This window comes from Nocardia kruczakiae NBRC 101016, from assembly GCF_001612965.1.
In the GTDB taxonomy this organism is placed as follows: Bacteria; Actinomycetota; Actinomycetes; order Mycobacteriales; family Mycobacteriaceae; genus Nocardia; species Nocardia kruczakiae.
The window spans coordinates 141,131-160,746 of record NZ_BDBL01000010.1; the positions used below are offsets into that span (position 1 = coordinate 141,131).

17 protein-coding genes and 2 pseudogenes are annotated in these 19,616 nt (G+C 70.3%); 8 read left to right on the plus strand and 11 right to left on the minus strand.

Features of this window, described 5'->3' with window-relative positions:
- Window positions 1–4: 4 nt before the first annotated feature.
- Window positions 5–1,954 (minus strand): Stk1 family PASTA domain-containing Ser/Thr kinase, encoded by a 1,950-nt coding sequence (pknB, locus tag NK1_RS09765; protein WP_084460736.1) that lies wholly within the window; start codon window positions 1,952–1,954, stop codon window positions 5–7.
- A 169-nt stretch (window positions 1,955–2,123) separates the two neighbouring features.
- Between pknB and NK1_RS09770 the strand changes: the two genes are divergently transcribed.
- Window positions 2,124–2,492 carry an Rv2175c family DNA-binding protein gene (locus NK1_RS09770; protein ID WP_063008239.1) on the plus strand — a complete coding sequence of 123 codons (369 nt, stop codon included), beginning with the start codon at window positions 2,124–2,126 and terminating at the stop codon, window positions 2,490–2,492.
- 8 nt (window positions 2,493–2,500) lie between these two features.
- Here NK1_RS09770 and NK1_RS36310 read toward each other — a convergent pair.
- The 5 genes and pseudogenes from NK1_RS36310 to NK1_RS09790 all read right to left on the minus strand — a co-directional run.
- A pseudogene (locus NK1_RS36310) lies at window positions 2,501–3,223 on the minus strand (phytoene/squalene synthase family protein); the annotation flags it as partial.
- Between the two features lie 441 nt (window positions 3,224–3,664).
- Window positions 3,665–3,841, minus strand: a pseudogene (locus NK1_RS36315) (squalene/phytoene synthase family protein); the annotation flags it as partial.
- Entirely contained in the window at window positions 3,838–5,454 is a 1,617-nt protein-coding gene (locus tag NK1_RS09780; RefSeq protein WP_084460738.1) for an alpha-(1->6)-mannopyranosyltransferase A, read from the minus strand. The gene NK1_RS09780 and the pseudogene NK1_RS36315, both read right to left, overlap by 4 nt.
- 82 nt (window positions 5,455–5,536) lie before the next feature.
- Window positions 5,537–7,114 carry a phytoene desaturase family protein gene (crtI, locus tag NK1_RS09785; RefSeq protein ID WP_063008218.1) on the minus strand — a complete coding sequence of 526 codons (1,578 nt, stop codon included), beginning with the start codon at window positions 7,112–7,114 and terminating at the stop codon, window positions 5,537–5,539.
- Window positions 7,111–8,235 (minus strand): polyprenyl synthetase family protein, encoded by a 1,125-nt coding sequence (locus NK1_RS09790; protein ID WP_063008241.1) that lies wholly within the window; start codon window positions 8,233–8,235, stop codon window positions 7,111–7,113. The genes crtI and NK1_RS09790 overlap by 4 nt, the downstream gene beginning before the upstream one ends.
- A 476-nt stretch (window positions 8,236–8,711) precedes the next feature.
- Here NK1_RS09790 and NK1_RS09795 point away from each other — a divergent pair, with 476 nt between their 5' ends.
- Both NK1_RS09795 and NK1_RS09800 read left to right on the plus strand, forming a co-directional pair.
- Window positions 8,712–9,704, plus strand: a complete 993-nt coding sequence (locus tag NK1_RS09795; protein ID WP_083870699.1) for a methylenetetrahydrofolate reductase — start codon at window positions 8,712–8,714, stop codon at window positions 9,702–9,704.
- Window positions 9,705–9,854: 150 nt separating this feature from the next.
- Window positions 9,855–10,562, plus strand: a complete 708-nt coding sequence (locus NK1_RS09800) for a hypothetical protein (RefSeq protein ID WP_036500254.1) — start codon at window positions 9,855–9,857, stop codon at window positions 10,560–10,562.
- Here NK1_RS09800 and NK1_RS09805 read toward each other — a convergent pair.
- From NK1_RS09805 to NK1_RS09825, 5 genes are all read right to left on the minus strand, one after another.
- The gene (locus NK1_RS09805) at window positions 10,546–11,769 is read right to left on the minus strand and encodes a glycosyltransferase family 2 protein (RefSeq protein WP_063008219.1); all 1,224 of its coding nucleotides are present in this window, start codon (window positions 11,767–11,769) and stop codon (window positions 10,546–10,548) included. The two genes, NK1_RS09800 and NK1_RS09805, sit on opposite strands and share 17 nt — an antisense overlap.
- A 67-nt stretch (window positions 11,770–11,836) precedes the next feature.
- Window positions 11,837–12,544 (minus strand): LppM family (lipo)protein, encoded by a 708-nt coding sequence (locus NK1_RS09810; RefSeq protein WP_063008220.1) that lies wholly within the window; start codon window positions 12,542–12,544, stop codon window positions 11,837–11,839.
- Between the two features lie 74 nt (window positions 12,545–12,618).
- The gene (locus tag NK1_RS09815) at window positions 12,619–13,404 is read right to left on the minus strand and encodes a carotenoid biosynthesis protein (protein ID WP_063008221.1); all 786 of its coding nucleotides are present in this window, start codon (window positions 13,402–13,404) and stop codon (window positions 12,619–12,621) included.
- Entirely contained in the window at window positions 13,401–14,963 is a 1,563-nt protein-coding gene (locus NK1_RS09820; protein ID WP_063008222.1) for a phytoene desaturase family protein, read from the minus strand. Before NK1_RS09820 ends, NK1_RS09815 begins: the two co-directional genes overlap by 4 nt.
- On the minus strand, window positions 14,960–15,586 hold the full coding sequence (locus NK1_RS09825; protein ID WP_063008223.1) for a GNAT family N-acetyltransferase: 627 nt from the start codon (window positions 15,584–15,586) through the stop codon (window positions 14,960–14,962). Before NK1_RS09825 ends, NK1_RS09820 begins: the two co-directional genes overlap by 4 nt.
- Before the next feature lie 240 nt (window positions 15,587–15,826).
- On the opposite strand from NK1_RS09825, the gene NK1_RS09830 reads away from it, so the two are divergent.
- From NK1_RS09830 to ftsL, 5 genes are all read left to right on the plus strand, one after another.
- Window positions 15,827–16,270, plus strand: coding sequence for an SAV_6107 family HEPN domain-containing protein (locus NK1_RS09830; protein ID WP_232329463.1), 444 nt, complete (start codon window positions 15,827–15,829; stop codon window positions 16,268–16,270).
- A 124-nt stretch (window positions 16,271–16,394) separates the two neighbouring features.
- Window positions 16,395–16,823, plus strand: a complete 429-nt coding sequence (locus NK1_RS09835; RefSeq protein WP_063008224.1) for an SCO2097 family morphological protein — start codon at window positions 16,395–16,397, stop codon at window positions 16,821–16,823.
- Between the two features lie 486 nt (window positions 16,824–17,309).
- Window positions 17,310–17,741, plus strand: a complete 432-nt coding sequence (gene mraZ / locus NK1_RS09840) for a division/cell wall cluster transcriptional repressor MraZ (RefSeq protein WP_030514722.1) — start codon at window positions 17,310–17,312, stop codon at window positions 17,739–17,741.
- 164 nt (window positions 17,742–17,905) lie between these two features.
- On the plus strand, window positions 17,906–18,877 hold the full coding sequence (gene rsmH / locus NK1_RS09845; RefSeq protein WP_063008225.1) for a 16S rRNA (cytosine(1402)-N(4))-methyltransferase RsmH: 972 nt from the start codon (window positions 17,906–17,908) through the stop codon (window positions 18,875–18,877).
- A gap of 84 nt (window positions 18,878–18,961) precedes the next feature.
- Window positions 18,962–19,616 (plus strand): cell division protein FtsL (ftsL, locus tag NK1_RS09850; protein ID WP_084460739.1); only part of this gene is annotated, 655 nt, incomplete at its 3' end.

Sequence of the window (19,616 nt, forward strand, 5' to 3'; positions counted from 1 at the left end):
GGGTTCAGAACGGCAGGACGGTGAGAGTGACCGTCGATCCGGGCGCCACATTCGCGCCACCGAACGGCGACTGCACCCGGACGGTGCCGCGATCGCCGCTGAACACCTGGTTCAGCACGACCTTGAGGCCCATTCCCTCGAGTTCGGAGCGGGCCTCGGCGGCGTTCTTGCCGATGACATCGGGAACCTGGATGGCGTCGGAGACGATCAGCGTCACCGTCGCACCGGAGAGCACCTGGGTGCCGGCGGCCGGATCGGTGCCCGCGACCTGCCCCGGCTTGATCTTCCCGTCGAAGTCGGTGCGGGTGTCACCGACGGTGAGCCCGGCGTTCTGCAGCGTCGCCTTCGCCTCCTCGACGGTCTTGCCGCGCACATCGGGCAGCTTCACCGGCTGCGAACCCTTACTGCGATAGACCTTCACCTGCGCACCGGTCGGCAGGACCGTGCCGGGCGCCGGATCCAGTTGCGCCACGGACCCTTTCGGCGCGGTGCTGGGTTTCTCGCCACCGTCGACGGGGGTGAGCCCGGCATCGCGGATGAGCTGGTTCACCGTCTTCGTGTCCTGGCCGGGCTGAAACTGCGGCACATGCGGCTGTCCGCTGGACACCAGGACGGCGACCGTCGACCCCTTCAGCACCTTCGCCCCGGCGGAAGGGTCGGTGCCGACCACCCCGCCGACCGGAATGATGTCGGACGCCTTGTCACGGACGGTCGTCCCGAATCCGGCGTCCTTCAGCTTCGCGGTCGCCTGTTCGGTGGTCATCCCGGCGATCGGCGGCACCGACGAATAGCGGCCGACGCCCAGCCACCAGCCGCCGATACCCAGCAGCAGCGCGAGGACCACCACCACGGCCGCCCAGATCAGCACCCGGCGCCGGGATCTGCCGCGATCGGGGACGAATTCCGGCCGATGCGGCGGGGGCGGCGGCTGATGCGGGCGCTCCGGCTCGGGATCGGGCACCGGATGGGCCGCGGTCATCACCCGGGTGTGGGACGGTTCGGCCGCGAGCCGGGTCGTCGCCTCGGTGACCGGCTGCGGGGTGTGGGTCGGTCCGGCGGCCGCGGCGGGGGTCTGGACGACGCGGTATCGCGCGGACAGGTGTTCCGCCGATTCCCGCGGCGCCGGAACCCGGTAGTCGGGCAGGTGCAGCGCGGTGGCGATGCGATGCAGTTCGGTGGCCATGTCGGTGGCGTCGGCGAAGCGGTGCGCGGGTTCGCGGGCAGTGGCGTGCGCGACCAGTTCGTCGAATTCCGGCGGTACGCCCTCGATGAACCGGCTCGGGCTCGGCACATCCTTCTCGACCCGCTGATACGCGATCGACAGCGAGGTGTCGCCGGTGAACGGCGCACGGCCGGTGAGCATTTCGAAGATCAGGATGCCGAAGGAGTAGACATCGCTGCGGGCATCGGCATTACCGGCGGTGACCTGTTCCGGCGACAGATACGCCGCGGTGCCGAGGATGACGCTGGCCGAGGTCATATTCGACCCGGCCACCGCGCGCACCAGGCCGAAGTCGGCGATCTTCACCTCACCGGCATCGGAGATCAGCACGTTCTCCGGTTTGACGTCGCGGTGCACGAGTCCGGCCGCGTGTGCGACACCGATCGCGCGCAGTACCGGCTCGGCGACGGCACGCACCGCATGCGGCGGCATCGGCCCGCGTTCGCGCAGCAGTTCGCGCAGCGTGCCGCCCTCGACGAGCTCCATGATGAGGAACGGATACTCCCCGTCGATGCCCTGGTCGTAGACCGCGACCAGCGACGGATGCTTCAACTTGGCCACCGAGCGGGCCTCGAATTCGAAGCGGGTCAGAAACTGCGGGTCACCGGCGAACTTGGGGTCCATCACCTTGATCGCCACGGGCCGGTCCAGCCGGGTGTCGACTCCCCGGAACACCATCGACATCCCACCGCGCGCGATCGGCGCGTCGATGCGGTAGCGCCCGTCCAGCATCTGGCCGATCAACTGCTGTCCTCCGAATGTCACCTAGCGGTTGCCGCCCCCGTGACGGCACCCCCGATCGTATAGGCGCGCGCCGTCGCGGTCGCCGATGACGTCCTCGCGCCCCCGCGGAAACCGGGCGTACGCCGTATCCGGGAGCCGACGGACTACCGTTGTGCAGGTGAGTGCATTTCCCTGCAGCGACGATGTCGTTCCCGAATCGGTGACCCTGCTTCCGTTGCCGGATGTGGCCGAACAACTCGGCATCGCGGTGACCAGAGTGCATCAGATGCTGCGCGATCATCAATTGCTCGCGATCCGCCGCGGCGGTATCGCCGGGATCCCGAAAGACTTCTTCGACTCCTCGGGCGCGGTCGTCAAACCCCTGACCGGCCTCATCACGGTGATGCGGGATGCGAAATATACGAACGAGGAAATCCTCGAGTGGCTGTACGCCGAGGACGACACCCTGCCGGGCCGTCCGATCGACGCCATCCACGGGCCGCTCGCTCGCGAGGTCGTCCGCCGGGCCGCCGCCGAACCGTTCTGAGCCGGGCGTCATGCGCGGGGGGCGTTCGGCCGTGCCGCGCGAGAAGCGCGGGGAAGCGCGGTGCGCAGAGGCGAGGCCGGATTCTTCGGGCGTCGCAGTCCGGAACCGAATTGGCCGGCCGCGACCCGAAGCCGCCGAGAGGTGGGAACCGTTGCGCGGCGGTCGAATACGGCGTAGTCGTGGCGCTCGATCTCGTCGAGGATTTCGCCGTACAACACGGCCGCGGTGCGAATGGCGGGTCGTACCCGCGGCCGGAGCAGATCGATGCCCGGGGCGGCGGTGCGATAGACCGCGCGGTTGACCGCGATCAGATGTGCCAGCGCGCGCCGGACCCGCGGATCGGTCCGGCCGGTGCGCCGGCAGTGGGTGAGTAGATCCGCGTCGACGCCGAAGGCGGCCAGTTCATCTCCCGGCAGGTAGATGCGCCCGCGATCGAGGTCTTCGGCGACGTCACGCAGAAAGTTCGTGAGCTGGAATGCCTCACCCAGTGCCGCGGCCGCCGGTTCGGCCTCGGCTACCGGTACCACCGTGCCGAATATCGGCAGCAATTGCAGCCCGATCGCCGCCGCCGAACCGCGCATGTACTCCCGCAATTCGCCCATATCCGCGTACCGATTCCGGAACTGCGCGCTCCCCGGCACATCCATCCGCATCGCGTCGAGGAATACCCGGAAGTGTTCGGGCGCAATGCGATACCGGGCGATGGTGTCGACGAGTGCGGTGAGCACCCGGCCGTCGATCGCCGCGCCCCCGGGCAGACGGCACTCGGCCTCCGGTGGGCCGGTCACGCCCCGGCCGGCCGCTGCGACACTGCTCGTGGCCGGTCCGGTGATGCTTGGGACACGTGCTGCCGCGGTACCGGACTCCGTCATGGCGGCGGAGTGGACAACGCCCACCGGCACGGCGTCCTCGGCCGCCGAATCGACGTCGCGGGCGGGGGCGCCGAACCCGCGGGTGGGCTCGTCTGTTCCGACGATGCCCGCCTCGTTCAGCGCGGTATCGAGTTGCGTTTCGATCGAGTCGAGCCGCAATGCCGCGGTGGGATCGGCGATTCCGGGAAAGGGCGCGACCCGGCTGCTCTCGCGATCGACGTCCGCGGAGGCGATATCGCGCGTCCTGGAACGCCTGGGTCCGGTCCCGTCGAAACCGCCCGTATCCCGGGTGCTCTCGGCGAGATCCACGACGTCGTCGACGGTCCGTGCGAATGCGTAGAGCGCGTGCACCGCGGCCCGTTGCGGTGGTGTCAGCAAACGGGTGGCCAGGAAGTAGGTGCGGCCGTGTTCCGCCGCGATGGCCCTGCAGTGCCGGTATGCGGCCGCCAGTTCGGCATCGGGGCCGCGGCCGGTCATTGCTTGGGTCTGCCCGAATCGGCGCGCAGCCGCAGCGGATCCACCTTGCGTAGCGACAGCGCCGCCACGACCGCGACGAAGGTGGCCGCCGCGACGTGCCAGACGTTGTACAGGCCGATCGATCCGCCCGGCTGGAACACCAGCATCAACCAGGTGCACAACCCGACCAGGATCATCAACGTGGTGGTGGACATGGCGAATCCGGCGGCCAGTGCCAGCGGCCACGAGTAGTACCAGGGCAGCGCCGCGGGGGAAAGGATCACGATCGCGACGAAGGCGATGAGAATGCCCATCACCGCATCGCGTTCGGAACTCTTGTAGCGCCACCAGGTCCACGCCAGGATCGCGACCAGCGCGAGCGCGCAGAGTCCGCGCGTCCACACCAGCACCTCACCCAGATTCAGCGGCGTCACCCAGGTGACCATGTGCGCCATGACCGTCGGCAGCGAGAGCCAGTTGATGATCTTCTTCGATCCCGACAGCGCGGTCAGCCAGCCGATCCCGACACCCGCGGCCGCGGAGGCGGCCACGAAGACCACCGCGAACACCGACACACCGAGGCCGGCGATCTTGGCGAAGGTGCGAATCGGATGCGGCAGCGGTCCCTTGTTCTCCGCGGCTCGCCGCTCGCGTTCGTGAATCATCCAGATCCACACCAGGAACGGCAGCGCCACACCGGCCGTCGCCTTGATCGCGACACCGATCGCGACCACCACGATGCCGGCCGCGTGGTGCCGCTCCAGCACCAGCGCGATGCCGGCGGCCATCAGGCCGACCATGAGCATCTCGTTGTGCACGCCGCCGATCAGGTGGATCAGCACCAGCGGGTTGAGCACCGCCAGCCACAGCGCCACCGTCGGCTTGCCACCGAGGTGTTTGGTCATATGCGGGACGGCCCACATCATCAGGGCCAGGCCCGGCAGCATGACCAGGCGCATCGCGATGGTGCCGGCCACCACGTTGTCACCGGTGATGCTGGTGATGGCCTGCCCCATGAGCAGGAAGATCGGACCGTAGGGCGCGGTGGTGGTGGTCCACACCGGGCTCACGTTGTCCAGCAGCACACCGGGATTGACCACCGGGCCGACCTTGTAGGGGTCGAAACCGTCGCGCAGCAGTGCGCCCTGCGCCAGATACGAGTACACGTCCTGGCTGAACATGGGCACCGCGAACAGCAGCGGCAGGATCCAGATGCCGACGATCACCCGCAGTTCGTTCAGCGTCACGGTGCTGCCGGGACCGCGGCGTGCGCCGGTGCCGATGGTGATGCGCCCCAACCGGACCCAGGCGATGATCATCGACAGCACACCCAGCCACACCACGATGGTGGCCAGCGCGTAGCCGTGCCCGAATCGCAGCCAGGACAGATGTGCCGCCTCCAGCAGCGGATCGCTGCGGCGCACCGCCCCGGCGCCGAGGCCGCCGAAGGTGATCAGGACCGCACCCCAGAAGCCGAGCAGGGCGGCGTGTCCCTCGGGGCTGCGGAAGAAGTCACCGGCCCAGCGGACCCACCAGCGCACGGTGTGCACGGCCGGCTCGGGGACCGGCACGGCGGTCACCGGCACCGTGGTAACCGTGCTGGTCACCGGCGCTGTCACCGGGGCAGTGTCCATATCGGGGGTCGGCATGGGTCGTCTTCCCCCCGGGAATGTCGTGCGGTGCGGAACCGCGGGAGTGGTCAGTTCGCGGGCCAGTTTAACGGTTTGCCGGCAACCCTGGCGCGCCGGTCGGCGCCGTGGCGCCGTCGGCGTGCCGGAAGGCGCCGGTAATGCGTTCGGCGGCCAGTTTTCCCGACAGCAGCGCGGTCGGCACGCCGACCCCCGGTGTGGTGCCGCATCCGGCCAGCACCACGTTGGCCGGGGTGCGGGCGAGGTTGCGGGTGCGGAACGGCCCGGTCTGGCGGAACAGGTGCGCCGCCGAGAACGGCGTTCCGGCGATCATGCCCTGCTCGTACCATGTCTGCGGCGTGTCGAGGTGATTGACGGTGAAATGCTCGGCGATACCCCGGTAGCCGCGCTGTTCCAGCACGGCCAGCAGTTCTCCCAGGTACGCCGATCCCAGACGCGGCCAATCCAGCGGCGCGGCATCGAGATTCGGGCACGGGGCCAGCACCGACAGCGGTTCGTAGCGGCCGGTGGCCCGTTCGACGAACTGGCCGGGATCGCTGAGCGCGGGCCGGGTGATCAGCAGCGACGGATCGCTCATCAGCCGCCCGCGGCCGCGCCGGGCGGCGATTTCGGCGAAGGTCTCGTCCCAGGCCCGGCCGAAATCGATGGTGTGGTGCGCCTGCAGCGGCCACCGCGCGGCCACCTCGGCCGGGATGGTGCCGTGGGCCACCACGGCGGAAGGGGCCGCACGTAACGGGCGGCGCCGGCGAAGGCCGAAGCGGCTCAGCGACCCGAGGTCGGCGGTCAGGACCACCGCATCGCAGTCGATGCCGCGCCCGTCCGCCGTGCGGACCCGCCGGGCGCGCCCGGCGTGATAGTCGATACCGCTGACCTCGCAGTTCAGTTCCAGCTGTCCGCCGGCGCCGGTGAACGCGGCCGCCAGCGTCGCGGTGATCGCCCGCATGCCGCCGACCGGGAAGTAGACGCCCAGCGAGGTGTCCATATGCGGAATGGCGCCGTAGACGGCCAATGCCTGCGCGGGCGCGGTCCCGGCGTAGAGGGCCTGAAAGGTGAACAGCCGCGCCAACTTCGGATCACCCAGGATGCGCTGAACGCGCGGGCCGAGCCGGCCGAAGGCGCCGAGGCGCACCAGTTCCCACAGGGCCGCGCGCTTCTCGGGAATGCGGACCATGTCGAGCGGCGAATCGAAATTGGTGTCCATGAACTGGTCGTAGGCGCCGGCGTAGATCCGGGCCAGCCAGCTCCGCAGATCCAGATAGCGTTGCGCTTGCGCGGCGCCGCACACGCGCCGCACCTCGGCGGCCATCCGCTCCGGATCCGCGTACACACCGATCACACTGTCGTCGGCGAAGCGCGCCTGATAGGCGGGATCGAGGCGGTGGATCCGCAGGCCGTGGGCCGCCGCATCGGTGCCGACCGCGGCCAGCGCCTCGTCGATCAGCCCGGGCAGGGTGAGAACCGTTGCCCCGGAATCGATCTCGTAATCCGGGCCGCGATAGACGCCGACCCGCCCACCCGGGTGCTCGGCGCGTTCGAGCAGGGTGACCCGGCGTCCCGCTCCGGTCAGATACAGCGCCGCGGCCAGCCCGGACAGGCCGGCGCCTACGACGACGATCCGATCGCACTGTCCGGGAACGGTTTTCATGCCACTCGCCTGGTCGCGGCCAGCGCCATCGCGCGCAGCCGGTCGCCGGCCTCGGGGGTGACCGAACTGGCCGCCAGCGCGCCGAGCGCGCGGTCGGTGAGTTCGGTGATGCGGCGCTCCACATCGTCGACGGCGCCGAGGCCGGTGATGAGGTCGCGCAACTCGGTGACCTGTTCGGGGGCGAGGTCGGTGCCCAGCGCGGAGCGCAGCAGCCGCGCGGCCGCGGGATCGGTGGCGTCGGCGCGGCGCAGCGCCTCGGCGACCAGGACCGTGCGCTTGCCCTCGCGCAGGTCGTCACCGGACGGTTTACCGGTGACGGCCGGGTCGCCGAAGACGCCGAGCAGGTCGTCGCGCAGCTGGAAGGCGATGCCGATATCGGTGCCGAACTCGCGGTAGGCGGCGATCAGTTCCGGATCGGCCCCGGCCAGTGCCGCGCCCAGGTGCAGCGGCCGCTCCACGGTGTAGGCGGCGGTCTTGTACCGGTTGATCCGCAGCGCGGCGGCCACCGAATCGTCGGCACCGGCCTCACCGTGCACGTCGAGCAGCTGACCGCCCATCACCTCGGTGCGCATCGCGGCCCAGACCGGGGCGAACCGAGCCCGGGCCGCGGCGTCCAGCCCGGCCGCGGCGACCATGTCGTCGGCCCACGTCAGCGCCAGATCGCCGATCAGGATCGCGACGCTCACGCCGAAATGCGCCGGATCGCCACCCCAGCCGCGGTCGCGGTGGCGATGTTCGAAGTCCACGTGCACGGTCGGGAAGCCGCGCCGGGTGCGGGAGGAGTCGATGATGTCGTCGTGGATCAGCGCGCACGCCTGCACCAGTTCCAGCGCCGCGCACGCGGTCAGCACCGATTCGGCCTGGTCACCGGCCGGATCGCCGCCCGCGCCGAGCCATCCGGTCCAGGCGAACGACGGCCGGGTCCGCTTGCCGCCGCGCAGCACGAAATCCTCGAGGGCGGCCGTGGCGGAGATGACGACCGGTCCCAGCTCGGCGACCAGTTCGCGGCGGCCGGCGAAGAATCCGGTCAGCGCCTGTTCGACCGCGCGCACCAGCGCCGCGGAGTCGTTCGGCGCCGGACGTGCCGGGCTGGCCGGACCAACGGACAACGCAACCTCCAGATAGTTCGTCGTATCGGCGAGCCGATACCGGGCACGCCGGGGCGTATCCGGCGTGCCGAGAACGTGGCCGGCGAGACCTGCGTCTGCACCGGCGACGGCTGCGGCGGTCCCGCCGATTCCCTCCGGCCGGCCATCGCGAACGGGTTCGCGTCGCGGCGCCTGCCGGACCACCGTGAACCTTACTGCGTCGGTTCCGCCGCCCGACAGCGCCGTAGCCGGCACGTGACGGGCACCGCACCGCATCGGACGGGGGAGATCGAGGCCGGTCGGCCGGTCCGTCCGCGACCGTCACTCGGCGCTCGGGGTGGCCGGTCGACAGATCGCAAGCGGGTGCGGGCGCCGTCCCGGAGTCGTCCGGGCGAACGGTGGGCCACGAGGGCGATCACAGCTCCGGCCCGAGGCGCACCAGCGGCTGGACCGGCGCGGATCCGGACCGGGCGGCCCGTCGAGCGAGGGTGTCCTACTACACTGGACCGGTGAGTTTCGACAACGTACGGGGACGATCGACCCCAGGCCGACCTTCCCGGACGCCGTCCGGAACTCCCTCCGTGGTGGGGCAGCTGGGCCGCCGCCCCGACGGCACCATTCCGTTCTCGGTGGAATTCAATCCGCCCCGCGACGCCGCCGCCGAGGCGCGGTTGTGGCGCGCCGCCCGTGAATTCGAGCGGATGCATCCGGCGTTCGTGTCGATGACCTACGGTGCGGGCGGATCCACCCGCGATCGCACCGCACGCATCACCGGGCAGCTGGCCCGCGAAACCACACTGCTCACCGTCGCGCATCTGACCGCGGTCGGGCACAGCGTCGCCGAACTGCGATCCATCGTCGGCAGCTACGCCGACGCCGGCATTCGCAACATGCTCGTCCTGCGCGGCGACCCGCCGGGCGATCCGCTGGGGGAGTGGCGCAAACATCCCGACGGTGTCGAATACGCCGAGGAACTGGTGCGCATGGTCTGCGAACTCGGCGACTTCCACGTGGGCGTGGCGTCGTTTCCGCAGGGCCACTACCGTTCTCCCGACCTGGACCACGACACCCGCTATCTGACCGCGAAACTGCGTGCGGGAGCGGAATATTCGATCACGCAGATGTTCTTCGACGTGGAACACTATCTGCGCCTGCGGGATCGGGTCGCGGCCTACGACGCCGAACAGGGCGCCAAGCCCATCATTCCCGAGCTGATGCCGATCACCTCGCTGCGTACGGTGCAGCGCGCCGAGGAACTGTCGGGCCGGCCGCTGCCCGCGCGGGTCATGCAGCGGCTCGAGCAGGCGGCCGGTAACGATCCGGAGGCCAATCGCAACGCGGTACGCGCGGTGGGCATCGAGATCGCCACGGAGATCGGGCAGCGACTGATCGACGAGGGCGCGCCCTGCCTGCATTTCATCACCCTGAACTTCGCCAAGGCGACCACCGAGGTGCTCACCAACCTCGGCTATACGGTGACCCCGGCGGCCGTCAGCGCCTGATCGGCGTTTCGCGGGCGTGTTGCCACGCATTCGCCTCCACCGGCGGTACCCTCTCGTGCACCGTGACGACGCGGAGGTCCCCGAGTCATGCTGTGCGGCCCGGCGGACCGACCCTGGTGCGGATGTTCCGCCGAACTCAGGAGAACCCCGATGGCCGTGGTGACCAGTCTCGTCCGTCTTTCCGCAGCGCTCACCGTGACCGGTGCGCTGACCTTCGCCGGCGCCGCCGCCGCGACCGCCGCCCCGCCCGACCCCGCCGCCACCATCGCCGCCCTGGGCCAGAACCCGGCGGCGGCGACGGATTTGCTGAGCGCGTATCAGACGGCGGTCGACTCGCTGAAACAGCTGGGTATCCAGCCGTTCCTGTATCCGTCCGGGTCGGCGTTCTGCCAGGACGGCAGCACCCTCGGGCTCGTTCCGGCCCTGGCCGGTGCGGTGCCCGGGCCGTGGCCCAAACTGGCGGTACCGGTACCGGGTCTGGACCTGTCCGCGGTGAAGGCGGGCCAGACGATGTTCGCCTTCGTTCCCTACGGCATGGGTCCCGACGGCGCCGACACCACCGGGATGCAGGTGGCCTGGTTGAACGTGTCCAACGGCCGGGGCGGATTCGCCGCCATGGGCCCGCTGTCCCAGGTCATCGGCTCGATGGTGCCGCCGAATCTGCCGCCCGAGGTGCGCCCGGCGTTCGAGCAGGCGATCCGCAACTTCTTCCTGGCGTCGTTGCCCGTCGGCGGGGTGCGTGCGGTGCCGGTGGATACCGGCTCCGGAACGGTACTGGCGGCGGTGTTCGGCACGGTCCGCAACGGCGCCAACACCTGCATGTTCCTGCCGACGGTCGGCGTTACCTCGGTGCCCTGAGTTCGGTGAGCCCGGGCCGGGAGCGGCCCGGGCCGTCCGATACCGGGCGTCCCTTCCAGCTCAGCGCGCCGCGCCGACGCAGCAGCCACGACCGGCCCGACAGCCGCAGATACGCGCCGATCGACACCGGATGTGCCAGCGCCGCAGCGATATCGGCGCCGCGCGGGCCAGTCCCCGATTCCAGTGAGCGGGCCAGCAGCCGGCTCGCGACACCCAGTCCGTAGCCGATGACACCCGCCCGCCGGATCCGGCCGCGGCCGAACAGCGCCGCCAGGGCGGGCAGCACGTACGCGACCGCGGCGACCGTATCCACCGCCACCGCACCGGCCGGGCCGCCGTAGGCCGACCACAGCCAGCGGGTGTAGCCGCCGTCGACTTCGGCCGCACCCCGGTACATTCGAGTACTCGCCAGCGCCCCCGCCGCCACCAGCACGGTGCGGTGTCCGGCGCGCCGCAGCGCCCGCGCCAGCGCCAGATCCTCGGTGATCGAACCGGCCACCGCCGCATGCCCGCCGACCGCGCGATAGACCGCGGCGTCGAAGACGAGGAACTGCCCGCACGCCACCGCGGTCGAGGGCCGCAGGCTGCGATCGGCGAGCCGCACCGGCAGCGTCGTGGCCCACGACCAGCACAGCAGCGGCTGCACCAGCGCCTCCGCGAGCGATCCGGCCCGCTGATACGGCCACGGCGACACCGAACCCGCACCGCTGCGGCGCAATTCGCTCACCGCGGCGGCGACGGCCTGCGGGCGCAGCCGCACGTCGGCGTCGAGGAAGATCACGGCACCGGGCGGCGGGTCGGCGGTGACGCCCGCGAGTTCGGCCAGGCGCGCGCAGGCCGCGGTCTTGCCGGTCCATCCGGGTTCGGGGTCGGTGTCGGCCGCGACCACGGTGAAGCGGTCGTCGTCACCGATCGCCTCGACGGCGGCCGGGAAGGTGCCGTCGGTGGATCCGTCGTCGAGGATCCAGATGCGCATACGCGAAACACCTTGCTGGGCACGCAGATCCGCGATCAGCCGCGGTAACCGGGTGGCTTCGTCGCGGGCCGGGATCGCGATGATCACCGGTTCGATCACCGGAGTGGCGCCTGCCCGCAGCCGCCGCATCGCGATCAGGTTCACCGACGCCACCGCACATCCCGCACCGGCCACGATCGCGCCCGCGGTGACGATCGGCTCGACCACCGACCGCGCGCCGCGCGGCGTCATCCGGCCGCTCCCGGCGGCTGCGCCGAGGCGGCGGGGACGGTGCTCGCGGCGCCCATCGTGGTCCGGATCAGACGTCCTGCTTCACCCGCGGACGCCACGGCGGCGTGGGGTTGCGATTCAGATACGCCAGCACCGCGACCATGGCGGCCACCGCGAGGGTGATGCCGCCGACGATTCCGGCCCATCCGGCGAAGGAACGGGTGTTCGGATCGGCGTAGCTGACCTCGGCCTTCACGGTGCTCACATCGCCGGCCGGAAGCTTCCACGAGACCGTCGAATCACCCTGGCGGGTGCCGTTGGTGGTGGCCACCCGGGCCGGGAAGGCGACGGTGAACTGCACGTCGGAACCTTGCGGCGGAACGGATTTCAGATCGACCCGGCCGGTGAGCGTCACCTTGTCGCCGGTGCGGATGAACTGCAGGTTGAACATGCCCTGCGTCTGATCCGACAGCGCGCCCAGCTGCTGCACCTCGCCGAAGGTCAGGTCGTCGAAGTAGACCTGGCTGCCGACGTAGCCGTCCTGGCTGTAGGGCTCGACCCGGATCTTCGCGGCCAGCGTCTCGGGGGCCTTCAGCTCGGGGCCCTTGTCCTTGTCGTTGGCCGGGATCACCGCGGCCACCAGATGTCCGGACACGCGGTCGTTCGAGGACACGCCCATCGATACCTGGACCCGCAGGCAGCCGGTCAGCAACGGCGCCAGCAGCAGCGCCAGCAAGGCTACGGACCAGAGGCGACGACGCCGGGTTCGCCGCGGCGTGTGGGTCGACTCTGGCATCGATGGTGTCGGACTCGGCTGCACGGCACACATCGTGCCATGAGCCGCTGTGATCGTCGGCACGCGACGGGCGTTTACGGCGGCGCGGGCAGCCGGTCGCGGTCTCGGGCGGCCCGCAGTACCCACACCGCCGTGGGTACGGCCACCACTCCGAGACCGACTAGGCCGTAGCCCGCGGACGCGGGCAGATCCAGGAACACCGCATGGGCCAGGGCCGATCCGAACCAGGTCCACAGCAGCACCGCGATCGGTACCGCGGGCCCGGCGCCACGCGGGGCGCAGCGGCGTTCGAGTGCCGCGAGCAGCGTCGCCATCAGGGCGCCGACCGCGAACCAGCCCAGGTAGTTCGTATACGGGATATCGCCGATTCCGGGCAGGCCCGGATGGGCCGAACACCAGGTCCACTGCCCGTCGGCCACCATCTGCGGGTCGAGGTAGAGGTCCCAGCCCATCGCGCCCACCGCGGTGGCCAGGATGCGAGTGACGGTGCGGCGGCACAGCAGCCCGGTCGCCACCCAGATCGGATAGAGGCCGCCGACCCAGGCCACCGGCACGATCAGTGGCACCTGCGCGAGGTCGGGCCCGATCCGGCCGTGCGCGTAGTGGTAGCAGCCGAACGGGAAACCGCGTGCGGTACCGATCATTTCGGCGACCGCGCCGACGCCGCCGACGATCACCGCGTACCCGGCCGCCCAGCCGATGCCCCGGGCCACCCGGGCGTGCAGCAGCGCGGTGGCCGCCGACAGCGCGACGATCAGGACCGTCACCCGATCACGCGCGGAGCCGTCGGTGAGGGGATAGGCGATCTGCGCCGCGACCCAGGCCACGGCGGTCACCGCCGGCCACTGCCGCGCCGTCATCGCCGCGCGAAACGGCCGCGGCGCAGCGAGCGCAGCACCAGCCCCGCCGCGGTACGCCCGCTGGCTCCCGACACCCCGCCGCCGGGATGGGTGGAGGCCCCGGTCAGAAACAGCCCGGGCGCACCCGGCACCTTCTGTCCGGACAATTCCGGAATGGGCCGCCAGAAGAACATCTGATCCAGCGACATCTCGACATGCATGACGTTGCCGCCGATCAACCCCAGTTCGCTCTCCAGATCGGCGGGGGTCTGCACGTACCGCTGCCGCACCGAATCGGCGAAACCCGGTGCGTAGGAGTCGACTTCGGCGATGATGCGGTCGGCCTCGCGCTCACCGTGCGCGCGCCAGTCGCTGCCGTCGGCGAGCCGGTGCGGATGCCACTGCGCCCACAGCGACAGCTGATGTTCGCCGGGCGGCGCGATCGTGGGGTCGAGCGCGCTGAAACTCATCGCCAGCACCACCGGACGGGGCGGCAGTTCCCCGGCCAGCGCGGCGGCGTGGGCCAGGCGCAACTGCCGTCGATCGGACACCAGCAGTTGCAGTCCGCGCGTCGACTCCTGCGGTGCGGCGCCCGGATATGCCGGAAGTGCGGTGGTGGCCGCCCGCACCACCATGCCGATACCGGGCCCGACCCGGATGCGGCGCCGCCAGTCGGCGAGGACGGTGTCGTCGAATCCGCCGCGCCGCAACAACTCCAGGGTGGTGAGCACGTGTGTGCCGGAGATCACGGTGCGGGTGAACAGGTCGCGTCCGCCTGCCGTGCGTACCCGCCAGCCGTCGCCCGAGCGGCGCAGCTCGGTCACCTCGTCACCGGCACGGACGGTTCCGCCGTCGGCGCGCAGCCGCGCCACGAGTGCCGTGGTGAGCGCGCCGCTGCCGCCGACCGCGCGGCCCGGCGGGAGCGTGTGCATCAACGCGGCGAAGCCGGCCATCGGCGCGGTGCCGGGTTCCGACATCGGCGGCCCGGACTGCGCGCCGAACCAGGCCAGCGCCGCCTTCAATCGCTCGTCGTCGAACCAGCTGTCCAGCAGGGCGTCTCCGGACTGCAGGAATTCTCGTGACAGCGCGCTGCCGCCGCCCCGGGCGTCCAGGCCCCAGAACGCGCGCAGGAACCGGCCCGGCGTCGGCGCGCCGCCGAACGCCCGCATCACCCGCTGGGCCCGTGGCCCCCAGGTGCGGACGAACCGCCGGTAGGCCTCGGCGTCGCGGGCGCCACAGGCCCGTTCGATCGAGGCGCAGGTGCGGTCGACATCGCGGTGGAAGACGATCGGCTCGGCGCCGGAACCCACCGGCGCGGGCGCGAAAGCCCAAGGATCGCAGTCGATGTAGCGCAGCCCGAACTTCTCCAGCTCGAGTTCCTCGATGATGCCGGTGTGGCGGATCATGATGTGCGCCGAGGAACCGCGGTCCACGAGATGACCCGGGAAGCGCTCGACCGTCGACACCGCGCCACCGAGCACCTCGTCGCGCTCGAGAACCTCCACCGGATGTCCCGCGCGTGCCAGATAGCAGGCCGCGACCAGTGCGTTGTGGCCGGAGCCGAGGATCAGCGTCGTCACTGCTCAGGCGTCCGCAGCGGTAGCCGGCGGCCGAGTACGGCGAAGCGCCGGGTATCGCCGGAGAAGACGAAATGCCGGACCACATCGGTGAATCCCTGCCGGCGATACAGCCGCCAGGCGCGGTTGGCCTCACGGTCGACCTCCGGTGTGGACAGCAGTACCGCCGCCTCCGTGCGCTGCTCGAGCAGCCGCACCAGCAGGGTCTCGCCGATGCCGCGACCCTGGGCGGAGGGATGGACGTGCAATTCGGTCAGTTCGAAATAGTCCGACAGCAGGGCGCGCGCGGTCTGCTCCGGCCAGCCCGAGCGGCGCATTCCGGTGTGCACCTGCTGATGCCACCACTGGTGCGGCGCACCGCGATAGCCGTAGGCGATCGCGACGATCGGCGCGGTGCGCAGGTCGACGTGGCCGCTGTCGTCGGGGACCACCGCGGCGACGGCCTGCCAGCCCGGCCGGGTGGTGTGCTCGGCCCACATCGGGGCGCGGTGGTGTTCGGTGCCGCGGGGATAGTCCATCGCCGCGACGTACACGGCGAGGGCGTCGTTCAGCCGGTGACGCAGCGTCGCGGCCGAGAGGTCGACGACGACGGGCGCGGGGGTGTGGCGGGGCCTGACGGCGGTCATGTGCGGGGAGCCATATCTTCGGGGCCGTCTCTGTCTGTCGAAGGTGTCTGGGGTCTGGGCGGACGTCGGATGCGGGGTCGGACGGGGGTGCGGGGTCCCCATCCAGGGTGCGCGGCTGTCGTTCGGCGCGAAAGTCTGTCGGTGGTCGTCTCTATATTCACATTCAATTGAAACGTTCGAATACCTGTTCGGTTCGGCGCGGTCGACCGGGCCCGGTATGCGAAATGTGGAGGTGTCGAGATGGCTGGTCGGATGGACGATCCGCGACGTGCCGGCCGGGCGGGCGGTCTGCTCGACCGGGCGGACACGATGGTGCAGCAGGCCTGGGCCGAACCCGACCCGAGCGAGCGGCTGCGCAGCGCGTATCTGGCGGCCCTGCGCGGCGCCGGTGCGGTGCTGGCCGCGACCGGAGCCGACCGGGCGCCGCGGGCCCGCTCCCGCAACGCATGGGTGCTGATGCAACAGGCCGCGCCGGAATTCGTCATGTGGTCGGACTACTTCAGTTCCTTCTCCGAAACCAGGGCGGCGCTCGAGGCCGGACTGGACCGCGCGATCAGCGATACCCAGGCCGACGAGTTCGCCTCGCGGGTGGAGGCATTCCTGCGTGATGTGGAGGATGCGCTGGCGATTACCGCGGCCCGGTTGCGTCCCGCGCCGGGCTGGCTCACCGACGGCACGGCGTGAACATCGGCGAGTAGGTGGTAGCGCACTGATCGAACTCGTATCATTGGTGGCAGTAGCCGCCAAGGTCGGCTACTTGTCGTCTACCCGGAGGCGACAACCAGGACCTAGTGCCGGGGGAGGTACCGTGCCACTCTCCGAGCACGAGCAGCGCATGCTCGAACAGATCGAGAGCGCGCTCTATGCTGAGGACCCTAAATTCGCCTCGACCGTGCGTGGTGGTCGGCTTCGCTCTGCCACCGGAAGACGCAGACTTCAGGCGGCCGCGCTCTTCGTCCTCGGCCTCGTTCTTCTCATCGCGGGAATCGCCCTGCCCGTCAAGCCCGGCGGATTTCCCATCATCAGCCTGCTCGGCTTCATCGTGATGTTCGGCGCGGGTGTGTTGTTGCTGCTGGGCGGCTCCGGTATCACCAAGAGCGGCCGAGGCGGCGGCGACGCCTCCTCCGGCCCCGGTGGTATTCCCGGCCGTGCGGCAAAGAGTAAGCAACGCAAGGCCGGTGGCTTCTCCGCTCGCATGGAAGATCGGTTCAGGCGCCGGTTCGAACAGGACAGCTGAGCCTCCGCTCGCGCCCGCGAGGCGGCGGCGAGCGACCGAAATGTGGTTGCGCGATGATTGCCGTGCCCGGTACCGGGTAGCCGACAACTGAACAACCTCGAACGACACGCCGTAATGTGCGGCGTGTCGTTTTCTTTTCGCGGAGTGATCCGGATCGCGTTCACGCTGCGCCGGATTCGTCGCCCCCGCATTTCCCCACCTCGCCCCACGCGTGGCCCCCACTCTCACCCACCGCCCGCTGGGGCGGCTTCCAGCTGCGGGTTTGCTGATGGTTGTCGGGCGAGCCGCCCCGCCGGCGGCGCGTGTCGGAGGAACTCGACGAAAATCCCCCACCCCGGTGATAGCTGAGCTGACCTGCTCGATCCTCGAACCGGGGACCGAGATCACCGCGGCTTTCGATTGAAAGTGGGGGAAAGTGGGGTAATGTGGAGCGCGCACTGATAAGAGCCGATCAGACGAGGTGATCGAGCGGGAGGTGTCGAGACCGTGTTTCTCGGTACCTACACGCCTCGGCTGGACGACAAAGGGCGACTGACGTTGCCTGCGAAGTTTCGCGACGAGCTGGCGGGAGGGTTGATGGTCACGAAAGGTCAGGACCACAGCCTTGCCGTCTATCCCAAAGAAGAGTTCACCGCCCTGGCGCGGCGAGCCGCGGCGGCGTCCCGAAGCAACCCGCAGGCAAGGGCTTTCGTTCGTGCCTTGGCGGCGTCCACGGACGAACAACGTCCCGATGGACAGGGCCGGATCACGTTGTCGGCCGAACATCGCCGCTACGCGAACCTGTCCAAGGACTGCGTGGTGATCGGCTCGGTCGATTTCCTCGAGATCTGGGACAAACAGGCGTGGGATTCCTACCTCGCCGAGCACGAGGAGGACTACTCGCTGGCAGGAGACGAGTCGCTGGGCGGAATTTTCTGATCCGAGACAGGCGAGTGCCCTGCGGCCTCTGCCCGGCACGGACCCTGACGTACTTCCCCAACGCCAGGTGCCGTGTTCGGTCAGAGACCCCGGGGCATTGGCTGTCCACTCGTTAGGCCATCCACCCGTCGCAAGCACCGTGAGCCAGGATCCGGGAGGTCGAGGTGAATCATGACAGCGACCGCCCCCGCCATGTTCCGGTCCTCTTGCGTCGTGCCGACGAAATCCTCGGCCCCGCATTGGAATCCGGCGGAGTCCTGGTCGACGCCACGCTCGGTTTGGGCGGGCACGCCGAACATTTTCTGCGGACCTATCCCGCGATCCACCTGATCGGGCTGGACCGCGATACCGAGGCGCTGCGCCTGGCCGGCGAGCGGCTCGCGCCCTTCGCCGATCGAATAACGCTGGTGCACACCAGATATGACGGGCTGCCCGGCGCGCTGCGGCAGGCCGGGCTGCCGGAACGCGGTTCGGTGCGCGCGGTGCTGATGGACCTCGGTGTGTCCTCGATGCAACTCGACGAGGCCGAGCGGGGATTCGCCTATTCGGTGGACGCTCCGCTGGACATGCGGATGGATCCGACCGCCGAGCTCACCGCGGCCGATGTGCTCAACACCTACAGCCACGGCGACCTGGCCCGGATTCTGAAAACCTATGGCGAGGAACGCTTTGCGGGCCGGATCGCGAGCGAGATCCTCCGCCGGCGCGCGCAGCGGCCGTTCACGACCAGTGCGCAACTGGTGGAACTGCTCTACGACGCGATCCCGGCGGCGACCCGGCGCACCGGCGGGCATCCGGCCAAACGCACCTTCCAGGCCTTGCGGATCGAGGTCAACCGCGAACTCGAGTCGCTGGAGGCCGCGGTGCCGGCGGCGCTGACCGCGCTGGCGGTCGGCGGGCGGATCGTCGTCATGTCCTACCAGTCGCTGGAGGACAAGGTCGTCAAACAGATCTTCGCGCAGGCCTCGGCCTCACGCACACCATTGGACCTGCCCGTCGAATTGCCCGGCATGGGACCGGAATTCGCGATTCTGACCAGGGGCGCGGAGAAGGCGAGCGAAACGGAGATCGAGGAGAACCCACGCGCGGCGCCGGTGCGTATGCGGGCCGCGGAGCGAATACAGGCGGCCGGGTGACAGCGATCCGGCTACGGGGGTATTGCCGGTGCGGCAGCACAACGACGGGCAGTCCCACAGGAAATCGGTAGGGGAGGCAGGAATATGAGCGTGCGGACACGGGTGGACGCACCACAGCGGACGCAGCGGTCCGCGCCGCGGCGAGCGCACAGCGCCGACCGCGTGAAATCCGGTGCGGCCCAACGCGCGTATGCGCGCCGGCGCAATCGGGCGGGCGAGCGCGTACTTCCGCCGCTACCCGGGCGCGCCGGGTCGATGATGGCCGGGCGGCTGCCGTTCGTGGCGGCGATTCTGGCCCTGCTCGGCTGCGGTCTGCTCGCGACTCTGGTGCTGACCACCCATGCCGCCGAGGACAGCTATCAGCTCAGCGACGCCCGCCGCGTCAACCGGCAGTTGCTCGACGAGCGTGCGGCCCTGCAGCGCGAGGTCGAGGCCGCCGACTCCGCACCCGAACTGGCCAACCGCGCACGCGAACTGGGCATGATCCCGGCCAAGGATCCGGCGCGGCTGCTCGTCGCGCCCGACGGTTCGGTCACGGTGATCGGTAAGGAGACCCCGGCCGAGGGCGCGCCGGTGCCGCCGCTCAACACGACTCCCGCCAAACCGGGGGCGCTGCCGCCGAAACTCGCTCAGGCTCAAGGCGAACGGCTGGTCCCGGTGACCACCACGCCGGCTCCCGCTCCCGGTCCGGCCCCGCAGAACCAGGCCCCGGCCACCACCGCGCCGCAGCCGCCGGCCC